The organism is Haloplanus vescus (genome assembly GCF_900107665.1).
Classification (GTDB): domain Archaea; phylum Halobacteriota; class Halobacteria; order Halobacteriales; family Haloferacaceae; genus Haloplanus; species Haloplanus vescus.
In genome coordinates, this window is the sequence record NZ_FNQT01000002.1 from 250840 (window position 1) to 265475 (window position 14636).

14 protein-coding genes are annotated in these 14636 nt (G+C 68.7%); 6 read left to right on the forward strand and 8 right to left on the reverse strand.

Features of this window, described 5'->3' with window-relative positions; all coding sequences use genetic code 11:
- Window positions 1–48: 48 nt before the first annotated feature.
- Complete coding sequence (rqcH, locus tag BLU18_RS08980) at window positions 49–2148, reverse strand: ribosome rescue protein RqcH (protein ID WP_092634168.1); 2100 nt, start codon at window positions 2146–2148, stop codon at window positions 49–51.
- Window positions 2149–2233: 85 nt separating this feature from the next.
- Between rqcH and BLU18_RS08985 the strand changes: the two genes are divergently transcribed.
- Genes BLU18_RS08985 through BLU18_RS08995 form a run of 3 tightly spaced genes read left to right on the forward strand, consistent with a single transcriptional unit; the run spans window position 2234 to window position 5602 of the window.
- Entirely contained in the window at window positions 2234–3949 is a 1716-nt protein-coding gene (locus BLU18_RS08985; protein ID WP_092634170.1) for a P-loop NTPase family protein, read from the forward strand.
- 45 nt (window positions 3950–3994) lie between these two features.
- Window positions 3995–5344, forward strand: a complete 1350-nt coding sequence (locus BLU18_RS08990; protein WP_092634172.1) for a CRTAC1 family protein — start codon at window positions 3995–3997, stop codon at window positions 5342–5344.
- 60 nt (window positions 5345–5404) lie between these two features.
- Complete coding sequence (locus BLU18_RS08995; RefSeq protein WP_092634174.1) at window positions 5405–5602, forward strand: DUF7576 family protein; 198 nt, start codon at window positions 5405–5407, stop codon at window positions 5600–5602.
- 15 nt (window positions 5603–5617) lie between these two features.
- Here the strand turns inward: BLU18_RS08995 and BLU18_RS09000 are convergent, their stop codons facing one another.
- The 3 genes from BLU18_RS09000 to BLU18_RS09010 form a co-directional block, all read right to left on the reverse strand.
- Entirely contained in the window at window positions 5618–7951 is a 2334-nt protein-coding gene (locus BLU18_RS09000; RefSeq protein WP_092634176.1) for an ATP-dependent DNA helicase, read from the reverse strand.
- A gap of 43 nt (window positions 7952–7994) precedes the next feature.
- Window positions 7995–8375, reverse strand: coding sequence for a DUF5658 family protein (locus tag BLU18_RS09005; RefSeq protein WP_092634178.1), 381 nt, complete (start codon window positions 8373–8375; stop codon window positions 7995–7997).
- Between the two features lie 125 nt (window positions 8376–8500).
- Window positions 8501–8860 carry an ArsR/SmtB family transcription factor gene (locus BLU18_RS09010; protein ID WP_092634180.1) on the reverse strand — a complete coding sequence of 120 codons (360 nt, stop codon included), beginning with the start codon at window positions 8858–8860 and terminating at the stop codon, window positions 8501–8503.
- 129 nt (window positions 8861–8989) lie between these two features.
- Between BLU18_RS09010 and BLU18_RS09015 the strand changes: the two genes are divergently transcribed.
- Window positions 8990–10423 carry an NAD(P)H-hydrate dehydratase gene (locus BLU18_RS09015; RefSeq protein ID WP_092634182.1) on the forward strand — a complete coding sequence of 478 codons (1434 nt, stop codon included), beginning with the start codon at window positions 8990–8992 and terminating at the stop codon, window positions 10421–10423.
- A complete protein-coding gene (gene moaC, locus BLU18_RS09020; protein WP_218124083.1) occupies window positions 10416–10901 on the forward strand; it encodes a cyclic pyranopterin monophosphate synthase MoaC in 486 nt (161 codons plus the stop codon). Before BLU18_RS09015 ends, moaC begins: the two co-directional genes overlap by 8 nt.
- 62 nt (window positions 10902–10963) lie before the next feature.
- Here moaC and hflX read toward each other — a convergent pair whose 3' ends face one another.
- Window positions 10964–12259, reverse strand: coding sequence for a GTPase HflX (gene hflX / locus BLU18_RS09025; protein WP_092634186.1), 1296 nt, complete (start codon window positions 12257–12259; stop codon window positions 10964–10966).
- A gap of 141 nt (window positions 12260–12400) precedes the next feature.
- Here hflX and BLU18_RS09030 point away from each other — a divergent pair, with 141 nt between their 5' ends.
- Window positions 12401–12739 (forward strand): FUN14 domain-containing protein, encoded by a 339-nt coding sequence (locus tag BLU18_RS09030; RefSeq protein WP_092634188.1) that lies wholly within the window; start codon window positions 12401–12403, stop codon window positions 12737–12739.
- On the opposite strand, the gene BLU18_RS09035 is transcribed toward BLU18_RS09030, so the two are convergent.
- The 3 genes from BLU18_RS09035 to BLU18_RS09045 form a co-directional block, all read right to left on the reverse strand.
- Window positions 12740–13465 (reverse strand): ribosome assembly factor SBDS, encoded by a 726-nt coding sequence (locus BLU18_RS09035; RefSeq protein WP_092634190.1) that lies wholly within the window; start codon window positions 13463–13465, stop codon window positions 12740–12742.
- Between the two features lie 101 nt (window positions 13466–13566).
- Window positions 13567–13905 (reverse strand): thioredoxin, encoded by a 339-nt coding sequence (gene trxA, locus BLU18_RS09040; protein ID WP_092634192.1) that lies wholly within the window; start codon window positions 13903–13905, stop codon window positions 13567–13569.
- A gap of 64 nt (window positions 13906–13969) precedes the next feature.
- Window positions 13970–14632 (reverse strand): 2,5-diamino-6-(ribosylamino)-4(3H)-pyrimidinone 5'-phosphate reductase, encoded by a 663-nt coding sequence (locus BLU18_RS09045; protein WP_092634194.1) that lies wholly within the window; start codon window positions 14630–14632, stop codon window positions 13970–13972.
- Window positions 14633–14636 lie beyond the last annotated feature (4 nt).

Here is a 14636-nt window from a genome sequence, read left to right on the forward strand (position 1 = left end):
CGCGGGCCAACGACTCATGCCTTGTCATTCGATTCGGCGGCCGCGTCCTCACTCGTCGACGATGTCGCTCCCGCCGGGGGGCAGGAACTCCTGAATGCGGTCGGGGCTGGCCACCTTCCGGACGAACGACTCGTCGGCGAACTGCTCTTTGAACCGTCGGTAACACAGCTTCGCGGCGTCGTTCTGGGCGTATTTTCCGGGCTCCAGCCGCAGGGTCGTCGCCGCCTTCGGCTCGATTGCCGCCGGCGGGCCGCCGACGACGCGCGTCTCGGGTTCACACTGGATGCCGACGGTGACGCTCGCGGACACGTCTCGGAAGTAGGTGCGGTCGCCGCGGATGACGAACCCGCCTTTCTCGATGTATTCTCCGCTCTCCGGCGTCTTCGACACCTGGTCGGGGTCGACCATGTACGCGTCACCTGCGAAGCGGCCGTCTTTCCAGACCGAGGAGTAGGCGACGGCGAACTGCGCCGCCTCTCGGAGACTGGAGTCGGGGAAATCGACGTCGCGAGCCTTCTCGCTCGGCCCCGTCGCCTTCAGAATCGTCACCGGGCCGCCGTGGGCCTGCGTGTGGAAGAAGCGGTCGTTGCTCTCCATGTACTTCTTGACGAGAGCCTCGTTCTCGTCGGCGTTCCGCCCGCCGACGACGAGGAAGTCGTCGCTCGTGTGGAACCACCGGAAATCCTCGTACCAGTGTTCGGGCTGTTTGATGGGGACGGAAGACCGCGAGAGCCAGTCTACGTCCTCCGGTTCCTCGTCGTCGTCCGCTTCGTCCTCGTCGTCGTCGGCCTCCCATGCTTCGCGGCGCTGTTTGACCGCCTCCAACTCTTCGCGCGTGTTCTCGATGGCCGCCTGTGCACCCTCCTTTTTCTCCTCGACTCGCTTCGCCTCCTTGTACAGCTCGTCGGCGTTTTTCTCGACGCCCATGGCGGCGTCGACCGGCACACGCGTGCCGTCTAAGTCGACCGTCACCGTCCCCTCCTTCGAGTCGATGTCGACCACCGCCTCCGCGGCGGGGATGCCGCGTTCCGCTCCCTCTTCCAGCGTCGCTTCGATGTCGTCCCACCCCTCGCCCGCCTCGCGGGCGTCACGCACCGTCGAGATGATGTCGTCGACGAGGTCGTAGTTGGCGTACAGCGCCTCGGCGCGTTCGCGTTCCGCCTCCGCCTGCTCTTCGAACCCCTCGATGGCACCCTCTTGTTGCTCGATGATGCGCTCCTGTTTGGCGATTTCCGCCTCGAAGTCGGGGCGTTCCGTCCCCGTCGACGTCTCCTCCTCGGGTTCGCGCTGGAGTCGGTTGAAGTACTCGTCGACCGCGGTGTTGAACGAGTCGTAGGCCTCCTGTGCCAGCCCTTCACGCTCCTCTAGCGGGAACGGCGTCACGTCGACCACGTGGTCGTCTTCGAGGTACACGCGCGGTTCCACGTCGCCCTCGCGCAGGCGGTCACCCAGTCGACCGATGGCGTCGTAGAGTGCCTCGTACACCTCTTCGTCGGCCTCGGTGATGTCGAGGGTCTTCTCGACGTTGGCGCGCGAACAGAGTTCCTCGCCGTAGAGGCCGCCGAAGTTGAGTTGGGTGGCGAGCGTCCGCACCACGTCGGTGTCGGACTCTTCCATCCGCCGGACGAAGGCGTCGTAACTCATCTCCAGCGGGTGCAGGCGCGACTCGGGGAAGCCGTACTGCGACCCCGGCGCGACGGTGCGTGACTTGAGTCGCACCGTTTCGAGGCTCTGGACGACTTCGCCCGCTTCGTCGAGGACGGCGACGTTCCCCTGCCCGAACAGTTCCGCGACGATGCGCGTGTTCTCGTCGTCGCGTTCGAACGTGAACTCGAGGATGCGGTCGAACTCGTACTGCTCGACGCCGGCGAAGTCGGCGCCGCTGAGCCGATTGCGAAGCATCATCGCGAAGTTCGGCGGGCGTCCCGGTGCGTCCGCGACGTGGTCCGGGTCGGCGACGTGGGCGCGTTTCACCTCGCCCACTTCGATCATCAGTTCCACGCGTCCGCGGTCGAAATCCCGCATCCGAAATCGGAGAAGGTCGTCGTCGTAGAGGTAGGCCTTGTCGACTTTCGCGCCCTCGTACCGGTTGAGTTCGGCGACGAGAGCGGCGAGGTCGACGCTCGTCAGTTCCCGCTTCGCGTCCATACCACGCCTACTCGGGCCGGCGGAAAAGGCGTGTCGTTGTCGGAGCGCGGGAAACCACTATACGCGCGGCCCGACTGCCACCGGTATGCGACTGCAGGAGTTCTGGGGTGTGGGACCGAAGACGAGCGACCGCCTCCGCGAGACGCTGGGGGCCGAGGCGGCCGTCGACGCCATCGAATCCGCGGACGTGCGCGCGCTCACCGACGCCGGGGTCACGCGCGGCCGAGCGACGCGCATCCTCCGTCGCGCCAACGACGAGGCGGGGATGGACGCCCTCGCAACGCGCGACGCACGCGAGGTGTACGACGACCTCCTCGCACTCGCGAGCGAGTACGCCCTGACGCGCCACGCCGCGGACCGAATCCGCGTGCTGACGCCGCTCTCGGACCCCGACGCCGTCACGGCCCGCCTCGATGCCGTCGAGGCCGCTCGCGAGGCGTGGGAGAGCCTCGACGACGCGAGCCGCGACGCCGTCGTCGCGGCGTTCGATGCCTACGACGACGCGGACGGGACCGAACGCGCCGCCGTCGACGCCGCCCTCGCGCTCCGGGACGCAGGCCTCGACGGCGACACGTTCGACGCCCTCGGCGACATCGACCCCGACGCCGTCCGCGAGGCCGCCGACGCCTTGCAGTACGTCACGCCCGACGGCGTCGCCGCGGGCGCCGACGACCGACTCGACGACGTGCGCGCCCGCCTCGACGACGCCCGCGAGCTGGAGAACTCGTCGTTCGACGTGCTCGAACGGGTGCGCGAGACGGGCGTCAGGGACCTCGAGGACTTCCGGCGCGCCTTCGCGGACTACGTCGACCGCGAGACTCGCCTTTCACGGGCGGCCGTCGAGGAGGTGGCGCCGGACGACGCCCGCGACGCCGCCGACTTCGTGAGCACGTCGCTCCGAGCGCTGGTGGACGACCTGGAGCGACGCGAGACGGAGCGCGAACGCGAAGTGGAGGACGACCTTCGCGCCGCCATCGCGGACGCCCGCGAGGACATCGACCGGGCCGTTGCCGCCGTCGACGACGTGGCGGTCGACCTCTCCCTTGCCCGCTTCGCGGCGGCGCACGACCTCACCCGGCCCATACTCGGCGGCGACGGCCTCGCCGTCGAGGGGGCGCGCAACCTCTTTCTCGACGACCCGGAGCCGGTCGATTACGCCGTCGGCGACCACGGCCTGTCGCCGCCGAGCGGTGACCGCGTGGCCGTCCTCACCGGCGCGAACAGCGGCGGGAAGACGACGCTGCTCGAAACCTGCTGTTCGGTCGCACTACTCGCTGCGATGGGGTTGCCGGTGCCCGCCGACCGCGCCGAAGTCGGACGGTTCGACGCTATCGTCTTCCACCGCCGTCACGCGAGTTTCAACGCGGGCGTGCTGGAGTCGACGCTGAAGTCCATCGTCCCGCCGCTCACCGACGACGGGCGGACGCTGATGCTCGTCGACGAGTTCGAGGCCATCACCGAACCCGGGCGGGCCGCGGACCTCCTGAACGGCTTGGTCGACCTCACCGTCGAGCGCGGCGCCCTCGGCGTCTACGTCACGCACCTCGCCGACGACCTGAGTCCGCTCCCCGACGCCGCTCGCATCGACGGCATCTTCGCGGAGGGGCTGACCTCCGACCTCGACCTCCGGGTGGACTACCAGCCGCGCTTCGGCACCGTCGGCAAGTCGACGCCGGAGTTCATCGTCTCCCGCCTCGTCGCCAACGCGGGCGACCGCCGCGAGCGTCGCGGATTCGAACACCTCGCCGCCGCGGTGGGCGAGGAGGCAGTCCAGCAAACCCTCGCCGACGTCCGGGAGTAGACGCCGGAGCGTGCGACTCTTAACCCCGCGACTGCTGGGGGAAGTATGTTCGAGGACCGCTCGGGGCTGCTCGCCGACAACCCTCCGTTTCGGGGGTACGGCGCGGCCGTCACTGCCGGGCCGGACGGGGCACGCGTCTTCGTCGCTGGCTTCGGCGCCGCCAATCGCGTCCTCCGGTGGGACGACGGCCGCGTCGTCGACACGGCGTGTGGCGTCCTCGCCGACGAGGGGCGACACGCCATCGGCGTCGCCGCCGCCGACCTCGACGCCGACGGCCGCGAGGAGGTGTACGTCCACAACGTCGCCTCCTTCGGCGGCACCTCCAACGAGGCGGACCTGTTGCTCGACCCGACCGGCGAGGGGACGTGGCGTGACCTCTTCGCCGACCCGCTCAACCGCGGCCGCGAGAACTACCGCGTGGGCCGGTCGGTCGCCGCCATCGACCGCCTCGGAACCGGGCGCTACGGGATGTACGTCACCGGCTACGGTTCTCCCGGACGGTTCTACGAGGTGGGTGACGACGGCGGTATCACGGACCTCGCCGACGCCGTCGGTCTCGACATAGTGACCGGCGGGCGCTCGGTTGTCGTCGGCCCCATTCTCTCCGACCGGACCGACCTCTTTCTCGGCACGGAGCGCGGGCCGAACCTCCTGCTTCGGAACGCCGGCGGGACGTTCGTCGACGTGGCGCGGGAGTACGGCGTCGACGACCCGGAGGAGAACGCCCGCGGGGCCGCGCTCGTCACCCCGGACGGCGCGTCGACGCCCGACATCGTCTGTGGCAACTGGAACGGCGAGAACCGTCTGTTCACACTCGCCGACGATGCCTTCACCGACACCGCACCGCCCGACCTCGCCCGGCCGGCGCGCGTCCGGACCGTCATCGCCGCCGACTTCGACAACGACGGCCGACAGGAACTGTTCATGAACTGCCTCGGCGCCCCGAACCGCCTCCTCGTCGACGATGGCGGGTGGACCCAGACGGGCGTCGGCGATGCCCTCGAATCCGAGGGGCTGGGGACGGGCGCCGCCGTCACCGACATCGACGGCGACGGGACGCTCGAACTCCTCGTGGTCCATGGCGAGGGGGAGGCCCAACCCCTCTCGCTGTTCGCGGCCCCGAACGACGGCGATTGGCTTCGGGTGCGACCCCTGACGGCCAACGGTGCGCCGGCCCGGGGCGCGCGCGTCGACCTCCAGACGGACGCCGGCCACCAGTCCCGCGTCATCGACGCCGGGAGCGGCTACCTGTGCCAGATGGAACCCGTCGCCCACTTCGGCCTCGGGTCGGCGACGCCCGAATCGCTCACCGTCCGCTGGCCCGACGGCCGCGAACGCACCTACACCGACCTCGACGCACGCACCACGATGACCTGCCCCCATCCGGGGAGCTGATCGTCGTGGCGGCGCGAGATAGCGGGTTTTAAGACTGGCTTCCCGTTACTGACTGGAAAGATGATCGACCCCACGTCAGACATTGGGGAGGACGTCGACGAGAGCACCGCACCGACGTGTCACACGTGCGGAAAGAAGATTATGCAGGAGCCGGACCACCGGGTCGTCTCGTGGGTCAAGGACGGCGACATCTCGCATCTCCACTTCTGCGACGACGAGTGCCGAGAGGCCTGGAGCGGCCGCCGTCCGACGCCCTAGCGTCGTTGTGACCGCTCACTCTGTCCGCTCGAACCGGTCTAACCCCAGCGACAGCATCTCCGGACTGACCGGCTGGAACTCCTCTCGCTCCCACTCCGGGAAGTAGTCGCGGACGCCGTTCCACCGGTCGCGGGCGTAGCGGGCGTCGACGAGGGCGCGAACGCCTCGCTCCTCGGGGCCGCGAATCACCCGCCCGATTGCCTGTCTCGCCTTCCGAACCGCGGGCACGGTCAGCGCCGTCTCGAATCCGCTCCGGCCGCCGCGGCCGTCGGACCCGAACGCCCGGTCGTACGCCGTCACGACGGCGCGTGTCCGCGGACTGGTCGTATCGACCAGCGGCACGCCGCAGACGACGGCGGCGTGCAACCGGTCGCCGCGGTAGTCGACGCCCTCCGTCAGCGTCCCGCGGATGCTGGTGACGAGTGTCTTGTCTCCGCCCGCGAAGAAGTCGTGTTTCAACGCTTGTGTCGTCCCGTCGTCGCTCGATTCGTCGAGCAAGACCGGCGTGTCGAGGCGGGCCTCCAACTCGCCGGCCATCCACTTCGCCTCCGCGTAGTTCGGCATCCCGACGAGGACGTTCCCCTCGCGACCGGCGACTTCGGCGACGGCGTCGACGTACACGTCTCGCGTCTCGCTCGCGTCGCCCGCGCGGTTCTCGTGGGTGAACGCCGGGGCATCGACGGCGAAACTCGCGCGGTTCTCGGCGGGGAATCCGAGTCCGTACGTTCGCTCGACGACCGGGCGCCCGTCGTCCGCGAGTTCGTCCAGTCCCGTCACCGTCCGGAACACGTCGAGGGGTTCGAGCGTCGCCGACATCAGGACGCCGCCGCCGAAGTCGTCGAGGCGGTCGGCGATGGCGTCGCCCGGCACGCAGTTGTGGAGCGAGAGTCGCGCGTTGTAGGCGCGCCGCCACGAGTCGGCGGGTTCCATTTCGTTCCACGTCCGCGAGAGGTCGATTTCCCGGAAGTGTCGCCCGTGGTCTGCGCGGTACCACGAGCCGAGGACGCGGCCGACCGTCGTAATCGCTCGCTCGCGGTCCTCCTCTTCGAGGGAGTTCAGGGCGCGCGCGACGGCGGCGCCGACGGATTCGGCGCGCACCCACACGTCGTCGCCGTAGTTCTCGCTCGCCCACTCGGTGATGGCGTCCGGTTCCGGCGTCTCCGGGTCCCGGAGCGGGATTTCGTCGTCTGAGAGGTCGTCGAGCGACGCCCGCCACGACGGGTGTTCGGCGTCGAGATGCGCTTGCACCTGACGGTCGAGTTCCTCGCGCAGGTCCCGGACGAACGACCGCGTCGTCTTCAGTTCCGCGAGGCTCACGTCCACCTCCTCCAGCTCCCCGCGGACGACGGCCGCCTCCTGCGTCTCCGGGTCGAGTTCCACGGGCTGAATCGCCCGCGTCAGCTCCGATTCGGCGTCGCGGAGCGTCGCGTCCGCCACGCCGTCGCTCACGAGGTCACGCACCCGCGGTTCGAGCATGTGCGCCTCGTCACAGACCAGAAACGTCGAGTCGTCGAGGAGGGCGCCGGTGAAGGAGTCGACCGTCCGCGGGTCGAACGCGTGATAGTAGTTGCCGATGGCGACTTCGACGTGGGGCAAGAGTGCGCCTAGCATCGAGTGCGGACAGGTGCCGTGACTCGCCGAGAGGCCCACGAGGTCCTCGGTATCGAGGAGGCCGGCGTCCTCGAAGTCGAAGGGGACGGCCTCGATGGGGTCGCCCTCCTCCGGCAGGTCCTCCAGATACTGCGCGTAGAAGGGGCAGTATTCGGTCCCTTCGTAGTCCGCGGTTTCGGGGAGATACGGCGTCAGTTCGCCTGCCGTCTCCAGATAGTCGGGGCCGGCCGACGGGTCTTGCCCGGAGTCGAGCAACCCCGTCTGAGCCTGCCGAGCGTCGCTCGCCAGCGCCGCGGCCGTCGTCGGCCCCTCCGAACCAGTCAGGTTGCGCGTTCGCTCGCGAAGCCCCTCGCAGCGGTCGTAGACGGTCGTGTCGTCGATGTCGGCCACGTTTTCACGGCTGTACGGACACACGTCGGCCTTGCCGACGAGCGTCAGCGCCGAGACTGGCTGCCAGTCGTCGGGCAGGTTCTCGTTGATGGTGCGAACGTCCGCCTCGAACTGGCGGAGTTGCTGTTTGACGCTCGTGAGCACGACGACTCGCTCGAACGGCGAGTCGGGGTCGCGCACCCGGTCGATGCCCGCCGTCAGCGCGAGCATGGTCTTGCCCGTGCCGCAGGCGCCCTCGATGACCGCGAAGCCGCCCCGGTCGGCGGTGTCGATGGCCGTCTCGATGCCGTCAGCCTGTTCGGGGTACGGCTCGTCGTGGCCGAACACCGTCCGCCACGTCTCGCCCATTACCTACCCGCTGGCGTCGTCTTCGGATAAATACCTCGTTCCGTCACAGCAGGCTCTCGCCCAGCACGATGACGGAGAGGTTGTTGGCGAAGACGCCGAGGCCGACGGCGACGAGGACGCCCAGCCACACCTCGATGAGGAGCGCGAAGTAGTAACTCGCCGGTTCGGGTGTCCGACGCAGGCGGTCGAGCAGGTGGCGGAAACAGAGGGCGACGAGGACGACCACCGCGAGGTGGGCCCCGACCACGACGGCGACGTCTCGGCCAAGCAGCCACCGCATCAGCGGGTTGCGCTCGGCGGCGACGCCGAGCAGTCGCGCCGCCGCGAGCGTCGTCAGCAGGTCGACTGCGAGCAAGAGAAAGAGCGCGACGGCAATCCAGTCCCAGTACTCCTCGATGCGGCGGTCGAGGCCAGCCGTCGTCACGACGACTCACCCGACGGCCTGTCGGCTCGGCGGACGCTCGGCGGACAGTCGACCGCCCGGACGGCGTCGGATTCACCGAACACAGTTCTCAATGGGCCCACGGCACTATCCCGGTTTCGGCGCCCTCAGTCACTCGCGATGTCGTCGCTGGCGACGACGACCAGCGAGTCCTGCGTGGGTGCGTACACCGTCATCTCGCGTCCCTTCACGGAGTACCGGGTGCCCGCCTCAGCCACCAAGCCGGCGGCCTCCAAGTTGCCGATGTGGTGGCGGACGTTCTGGAGCGACGTCGACACCGACTCTGCGAGTTCGGAGACGGTCGCCGGACGCTCTTCGAGGGCTGTCAGAATCGCTCGCGCCGTATCAGAGGAGACGGAGTCGAGCAGCTGTTCGGCGTCGTCGTCCGTGAGCGACAGGACGCGGAGGTCCCCTTCTCCCTCGGGCGTTACGTCTCGCTCGAGACGGGTGGGCAAGAGCCCCGACATTACGTCGTCGGTTCCGCATCGACCCCCAAAACCCTTCGCCAGAATCTCATTCGGTAACTCGAATGATACGTATGGCGGGCGACGACGCCGTGGCGAATACTATAACGGCCGTCGGAGCAACGTCCACCCATGATAACGGCAGAGCGGATGGCGGCGGTGGACGAGAACGCCGCCGCCCTCGGCGTCCCGCGCAAGCAGTTGATGGAGTCGAGCGGTAACGCCGTCGCGAGGGCGGTCAGGCGCGTGGCCGCGCCCGGCGACTCGGTGGCGCTGGTCTGTGGCCGCGGCAACAACGGCGGCGACGCCTTCGTCGCCGCGCGCTTTCTCGACGACCACGACCCGACCGTCCACCTCCTCGGGCGGCCCGAGACAATCGCGACCGACATCGCCCGCGAGAACTGGGTGGCGCTGGAACGGGCCGAATACGATACCCGCGTCGTCCGCGACGCGCAGGAACTGGCGCTCGACGACCCCGACGTGGTCGTCGACGCGATGCTCGGCACGGGCGTGACGGGCGCGCTCCGCGAACCGGAGCACACGGCCGCAGCGGCCATCAACGACACCGACGCCACCGTCGTCGCCGTCGACGTGCCCTCGGGCGTCGACGCCGACACGGGCGAGGCGGCCGGCGTCGCCGTCGACGCCGACCACGTCGTCACCTTCCACGACGCCAAACCCGGCCTCGACGACCACGAAGTGACCGTCGCCGACATCGGCATCCCCGAAACGGCCGAACTGTTCGCGGGGCCGGGCGACCGCACCGTCCTCTCGCGCCCGGCGGACGCCCACAAGGGCGCGTTCGGCGAAGTCCTCGTCGTCGGCGGCGGCCCCTACACCGGCGCCCCCGCCCTCGCCGCGCAGGCGGCGATGCGCGCCGGGGCCGACCTCGTTCGCGTCGTCTGTCCCGAATCCGTCGCCCGCGAGGTGCAGAGTTTCGAGGAGGGCCTCATCGTCCGGCCGTTCGAGGGCGACCGACTCACGACCGACCACCTCGACCGGATTCGTGCCCTCGCCGCCGACCACGACGCCGTCGTCTTCGGCCCCGGCTTGGGCGACGACCCCGCGACGCTCGACGCCGTCCGCGCGTTCCTCGCCGACTACGACGGGCGCGCAGTCGTCGACGCCGACGCCCTGCAGGTCGTCCCGGATGTCGACACCGACGCCACCCTCCTCTGTACGCCCCATCAGGGCGAACTCCGCGCGATGGGCGGGCCGAGCGCCGACGACTGGCGGGAGCGACTCGACGCCGTCGCCGACTTCGCCGCCGACATCGGTCACACGCTGCTGGTGAAAGGCGCCTACGACGTGATTGCCGACGGGAGCGACGCCCGCGTGAACCGCACGGGCAACCCGGGCATGACCGTCGGCGGCACCGGCGACGTACTCGCGGGGACAGCGGGCGCCCTCCTCGCGACGCAAGCGCCCCTCAACGCGGGAACGCTCGCCGCCTACGCGAACGGCCTCGCAGGCGACCACGTCGTCGAGGACCGTGGCTATGGCTTGCTGGCGAGCGACCTCCTCCCTGCACTGCCGCGGGCCCTGTGGGGTGATGCCGATGAGTGACGAGTCCGACGACCTGACTCACACCGACGAGTCGGGGAACGTCCAGATGGTCGACGTGGGCGACAAGCCCGACACGGCGCGTCGCGCCGTCGCGCGCGGCGAGATTCACCTCCAGCCGTCGACGATTGCGGCCATCACCGACGACCAGATCGGCAAGGGCGACGTGCTCGCCACCGCCCGCGTCGGCGCCGTGCAAGCCGTCAAGCACACGTGGGAGACGATTCCGATGTGTCACCAGATTCCGATTACGAACGTCGAGACGGAGTTCGACGTGGGCGAGGACCGCGTGACGCTGACCGTCGCTGTCGAGACGACGGGCAAAACCGGCTGTGAGATGGAGGCGCTCGAAGGCACGACCACCGGCCTGAACGTCGTCTGGGACATGGTGAAGGCGGCGGAGAAAGACGAGGACGGCGAGTATCCCGACACCGGGATTCGAGACGTGCGGGTCGTTGAGAAGACGAAACGGACCCTGTAGCCGCGGCCGAACGTCGTCCCAGCCGACCGCGGTGCGGTCGACCGTGACGGGTTCACCCGGGACTAGACTGATTCGACAGTGGCGAGGTCACTCGCCTTCGCCCGGGCGCGTTCGATAATGGCGGGACGGGCCTCGAACTCCAGCGTCACCTGTTCGCCCTCGTAGTCCTCGCGTTCGACGTTCGCGTGGTCGTGGACCCACGAGACGAGACTCATCGTGTCGTCGCCGAGGGGGAGGACGAGTCGCTCGAACTGCCAGTCGGGGAGTTCGTCCTCGATGCGGTCACGGAGCGCGTCGACGCGTTCGCCGGTCAACCCCGAGACGGCGACGGGGTTGGGCGCCAGCGCCGCCAGCGCCTCGCGTTTCTCCGCGAGTTCCTCGTCGTCGACGCGGTCGATTTTGTTCAACACGGTGACGATGGGCGCCTCGTTGCGTTCGTACAGCGTGTCGTGACAGGTGACGAGTTTCTCCCGCATCTCCTCGACGTCCTCGCTCGCGTCGACGACGAGGAGGACGAGGTCGGCGTGATAGACGGAGTCCAGCGTGGACTCGAACGACTCGACCAGCCAGTGGGGCAGGTCCGAGACGAATCCGACCGTGTCGGTGAGGAGGACATCGCGTTGCCCGGTGTCGGCGCGGCGGGTGGTCGTCCCGAGCGTCGTGAACAGGCGGTCCTCGCTCTCGGCGGTGGTTTCGAGGTCCGGGTGTCGGTCCTCGTTCTCGTCCACGTCGAGTTCGGCGGCGAGTCGCCGCATCAGCGTCGACTTGCCGGCGTTCGTGTAGCCCGCGAGCGCCACGAGGTCGAACCCCGACTCGCGCCGTTGCTCGCGCCGTGTCTCCGCCTTGTCCGCGATGGCGTCGAGTTCGCGTTTGATTTCCGCGATTTGGTTTTTGATGTCGCGCTCGCGGCTCTGGTCGTACTCCCCGAGGCCCATAAAGCCGGGGCGCTCGTCGCGCGTGGCGAGACTCGTCTTGGCCTCCGCCCGCGGGAGTTCGTAGCGCAGTTCCGCGAGTTCGACCTGCAGTTGCGCCTTGCGGGTCTGGGCGCGCTGGCCGAAGATGTCGAGAATGAGGGTGAAGCGGTCGACGACCTCGACGCCCTCCGGCAGTTTCCCGCCGATGTTGTACGTCTGGTATGGTCCGAGTCGGTTGTCGACGATGACAGTATCGGCGCCGGATTCGGCCGTCAGCGCGGCGAGTTCGTCGGCTTTCCCCTCGCCAAACGCGTAGGCGGCGTCCTCCTCGCGGGTCTGAGTGAGTTCGCCGACGACCTCGTAGCCCGCCGCTTGGGCGAGGTCTTTGATTTCGGTCAGGTCGGCGGTTCCGCGCTCGACGCGCTTGGCGACGACCGCCTTCATCGGCTCACCTTCGGACCGTTTGGTGCCGCGTCGGTTTCCTGCACGAGTTAGTTCCGATGTTGGCGCTCGAACCACTTAAACTCCGCTCGCCGGGCGTGTCACCGCCACAACTGACTTAACTGCGACTGGCCCACAACCGGTATGGACGGACTGCTCGTCGCGTTACAACTGGGGATCGACCCGCAGCAACTCGGCCTCGAGTTCGGTGGCGGGGCCGCAATCGGGGGCATCATCGGTTTCGCGGCCAAGAAACTCGCCAAGATCATCGCCATCATCGTCGGCCTCGAACTCGCACTGTTCAAATTCTTGGAGTCGCGTGAGATTCTCAGCGTCGACTGGTCGGCGCTCTCGGCGGGGATGCTGAAGACGGGGTCGAACGCGGCGAGCGGTCCGCCGGGCTGGGTGTCGACCATCCTCTCGACGCTCTCGGTGTCGGCCGGCTTCACCGGCGGCTTCCTGCTCGGCTTCCGGCGCGGATAGTTAGCGCACGTTCAGGTCGTCTTCGTCCTTGACGATGCGCGTCTCTGCTTCGCCGCTCGTCAGCTCGTTCACCAGGTCGTAGAACTCGTTTTGCATCCCTGCCGGGAAGGTGAGCACGCCGACCCACGAGCCGTCGGCCTGCCACTCCTCGCGCTCTAACTCGCCGAACTGCCGAATCTTCGCCTGCGCGCTCCCGGCGTACTCGGCGGGGACTTGGACCGCCACCGTCACCTCCGCGAAGCGGATGGGGATGACGGGGCGGAGTGCGTCGAGGGCCTCGTCCACCTGCGTCTCGATGCGTTCCATGGGGTCGACGCGGAAGCCGGCCTCTTCGAGTGCGCGCTCGATGCGCTCGGGCGGGTGGGGCGCGTCGTCCATCTGCGGATTGACCGCGTTGCGCGCGATTCGGTTGATCAACTGCTTGCGCTTCTGTTCCTGCATCTGCTCGCGCTGTTCGGCAGTAATCTGGATTTCGCCTTCCCTGACCACCTCCGGAATTATCTCCAGCGGGTCGGTCGTCCCGAACACCTCTTCGAGGTCCGCTTCGGCGGGTCGGTCGCCGCGCGAGGCGTTCTCGAAGACGTCCTCGGCGGCGATGACGTCCTCTAGGTCGCCGTCGAACTCGCCGCGCTTGATGGCGAGTGCGGCGTCGGGGTCGATCAGTACCTCGAACCGCTCGCCGTGGGATTCGAGGCGCGCCGTGACGGCCTCGTCGAGCGAAATCATGTGCCGGGATACAGCCCCCGGAAGTATATACTCTCGGCTCGGTGACGGCGCCGTCGCTCACCGGTGTCGTCGAACGGGGTGCCCTCGCGGGCGGTACTCGATTAGGAGAGGTCCTCGATGGTCGAGAGGAGCGTGTCCTTGTCCTGCACGCCGATGAGACGCTCGGCCTGCTCGCCGTTGGCGTAGAACTCCAGCGTCGGGACGCTCTGGATGCCGCGGTCCTGTGCCAGTTCCTGGAGTGCGTCGATGTCGACTTTCAGCACGACGGCATCGGTCTCGGCGGCGATTTCCTCGACGGTCGGCTCCAGCATCTTGCAGGGACCACACCAGTCCGCGTAGTAGTCCACGAGGACGACGGCGTTGTCCTCCACGAGTTCGGACAGGTGCTCGGCGCTTTCGACGTGAATCGGTTCCGACGGGTCGGCAGTCGACGTGCTCATACAGCAACCTAACGAGCCTATCCCCTTAACGGTTGAGCCGTGTTGGCGCGCCCGCGCACGACCGCTAGTCGACCCGGTATTCGAGGACGACGCCGTCGTCTACGCGCTCGACGGCGGCCAGTTCGAGCGACGGGAACTCCTCGACGAAGCCCTCGCCGTCCGCCAGTGTGGGCGCGTCTCGTCCCCCGATGACCAGCGACCCGACGAACACGCTGAGTTCGTCGACCAAGCCCGCCTCGAACAGCGAGTAGATGAGTTCGCCGCCCCCCTCCGCCAGCAGTCGAGCCACACCCTCGGCTTCGAGGTCGGCCAGCGCCGCCGCGAGGTCGACCCGCTCGGCCCCGGCCTCGATGACCGTCGCCCCCGCCTCGCGCAGTCGTTCGACGCGGTCCTCGGGCGCCGCCGCCGAGACGAGCAGATACGTCTCGGCATCGTCGTTCAGACACGTCGCGTCGGGTGGGGTGCGGGCCCGGGAGTCGGCGACGACGCGGGCCGGATTCGCCGGTCGGCCGTTGCGAAGGCGTTCGACCCGCCGCTGTTCGGCCTTCACGCCGAGATGGGGGTCGTCCGCGAGAACGGTCCCGACACCCACGAGGACGGCGTCGGCGGCGGCGCGGAGGCGGTCGACGCGGTCGAAATCCGCCTCGCCCGAGATGCGGACCTGCCGACGCTCTCGGGTCGACAGCTTGCCGTCGACGCTGGTCGCCGCGTTGACGACGACTTCCATGCGA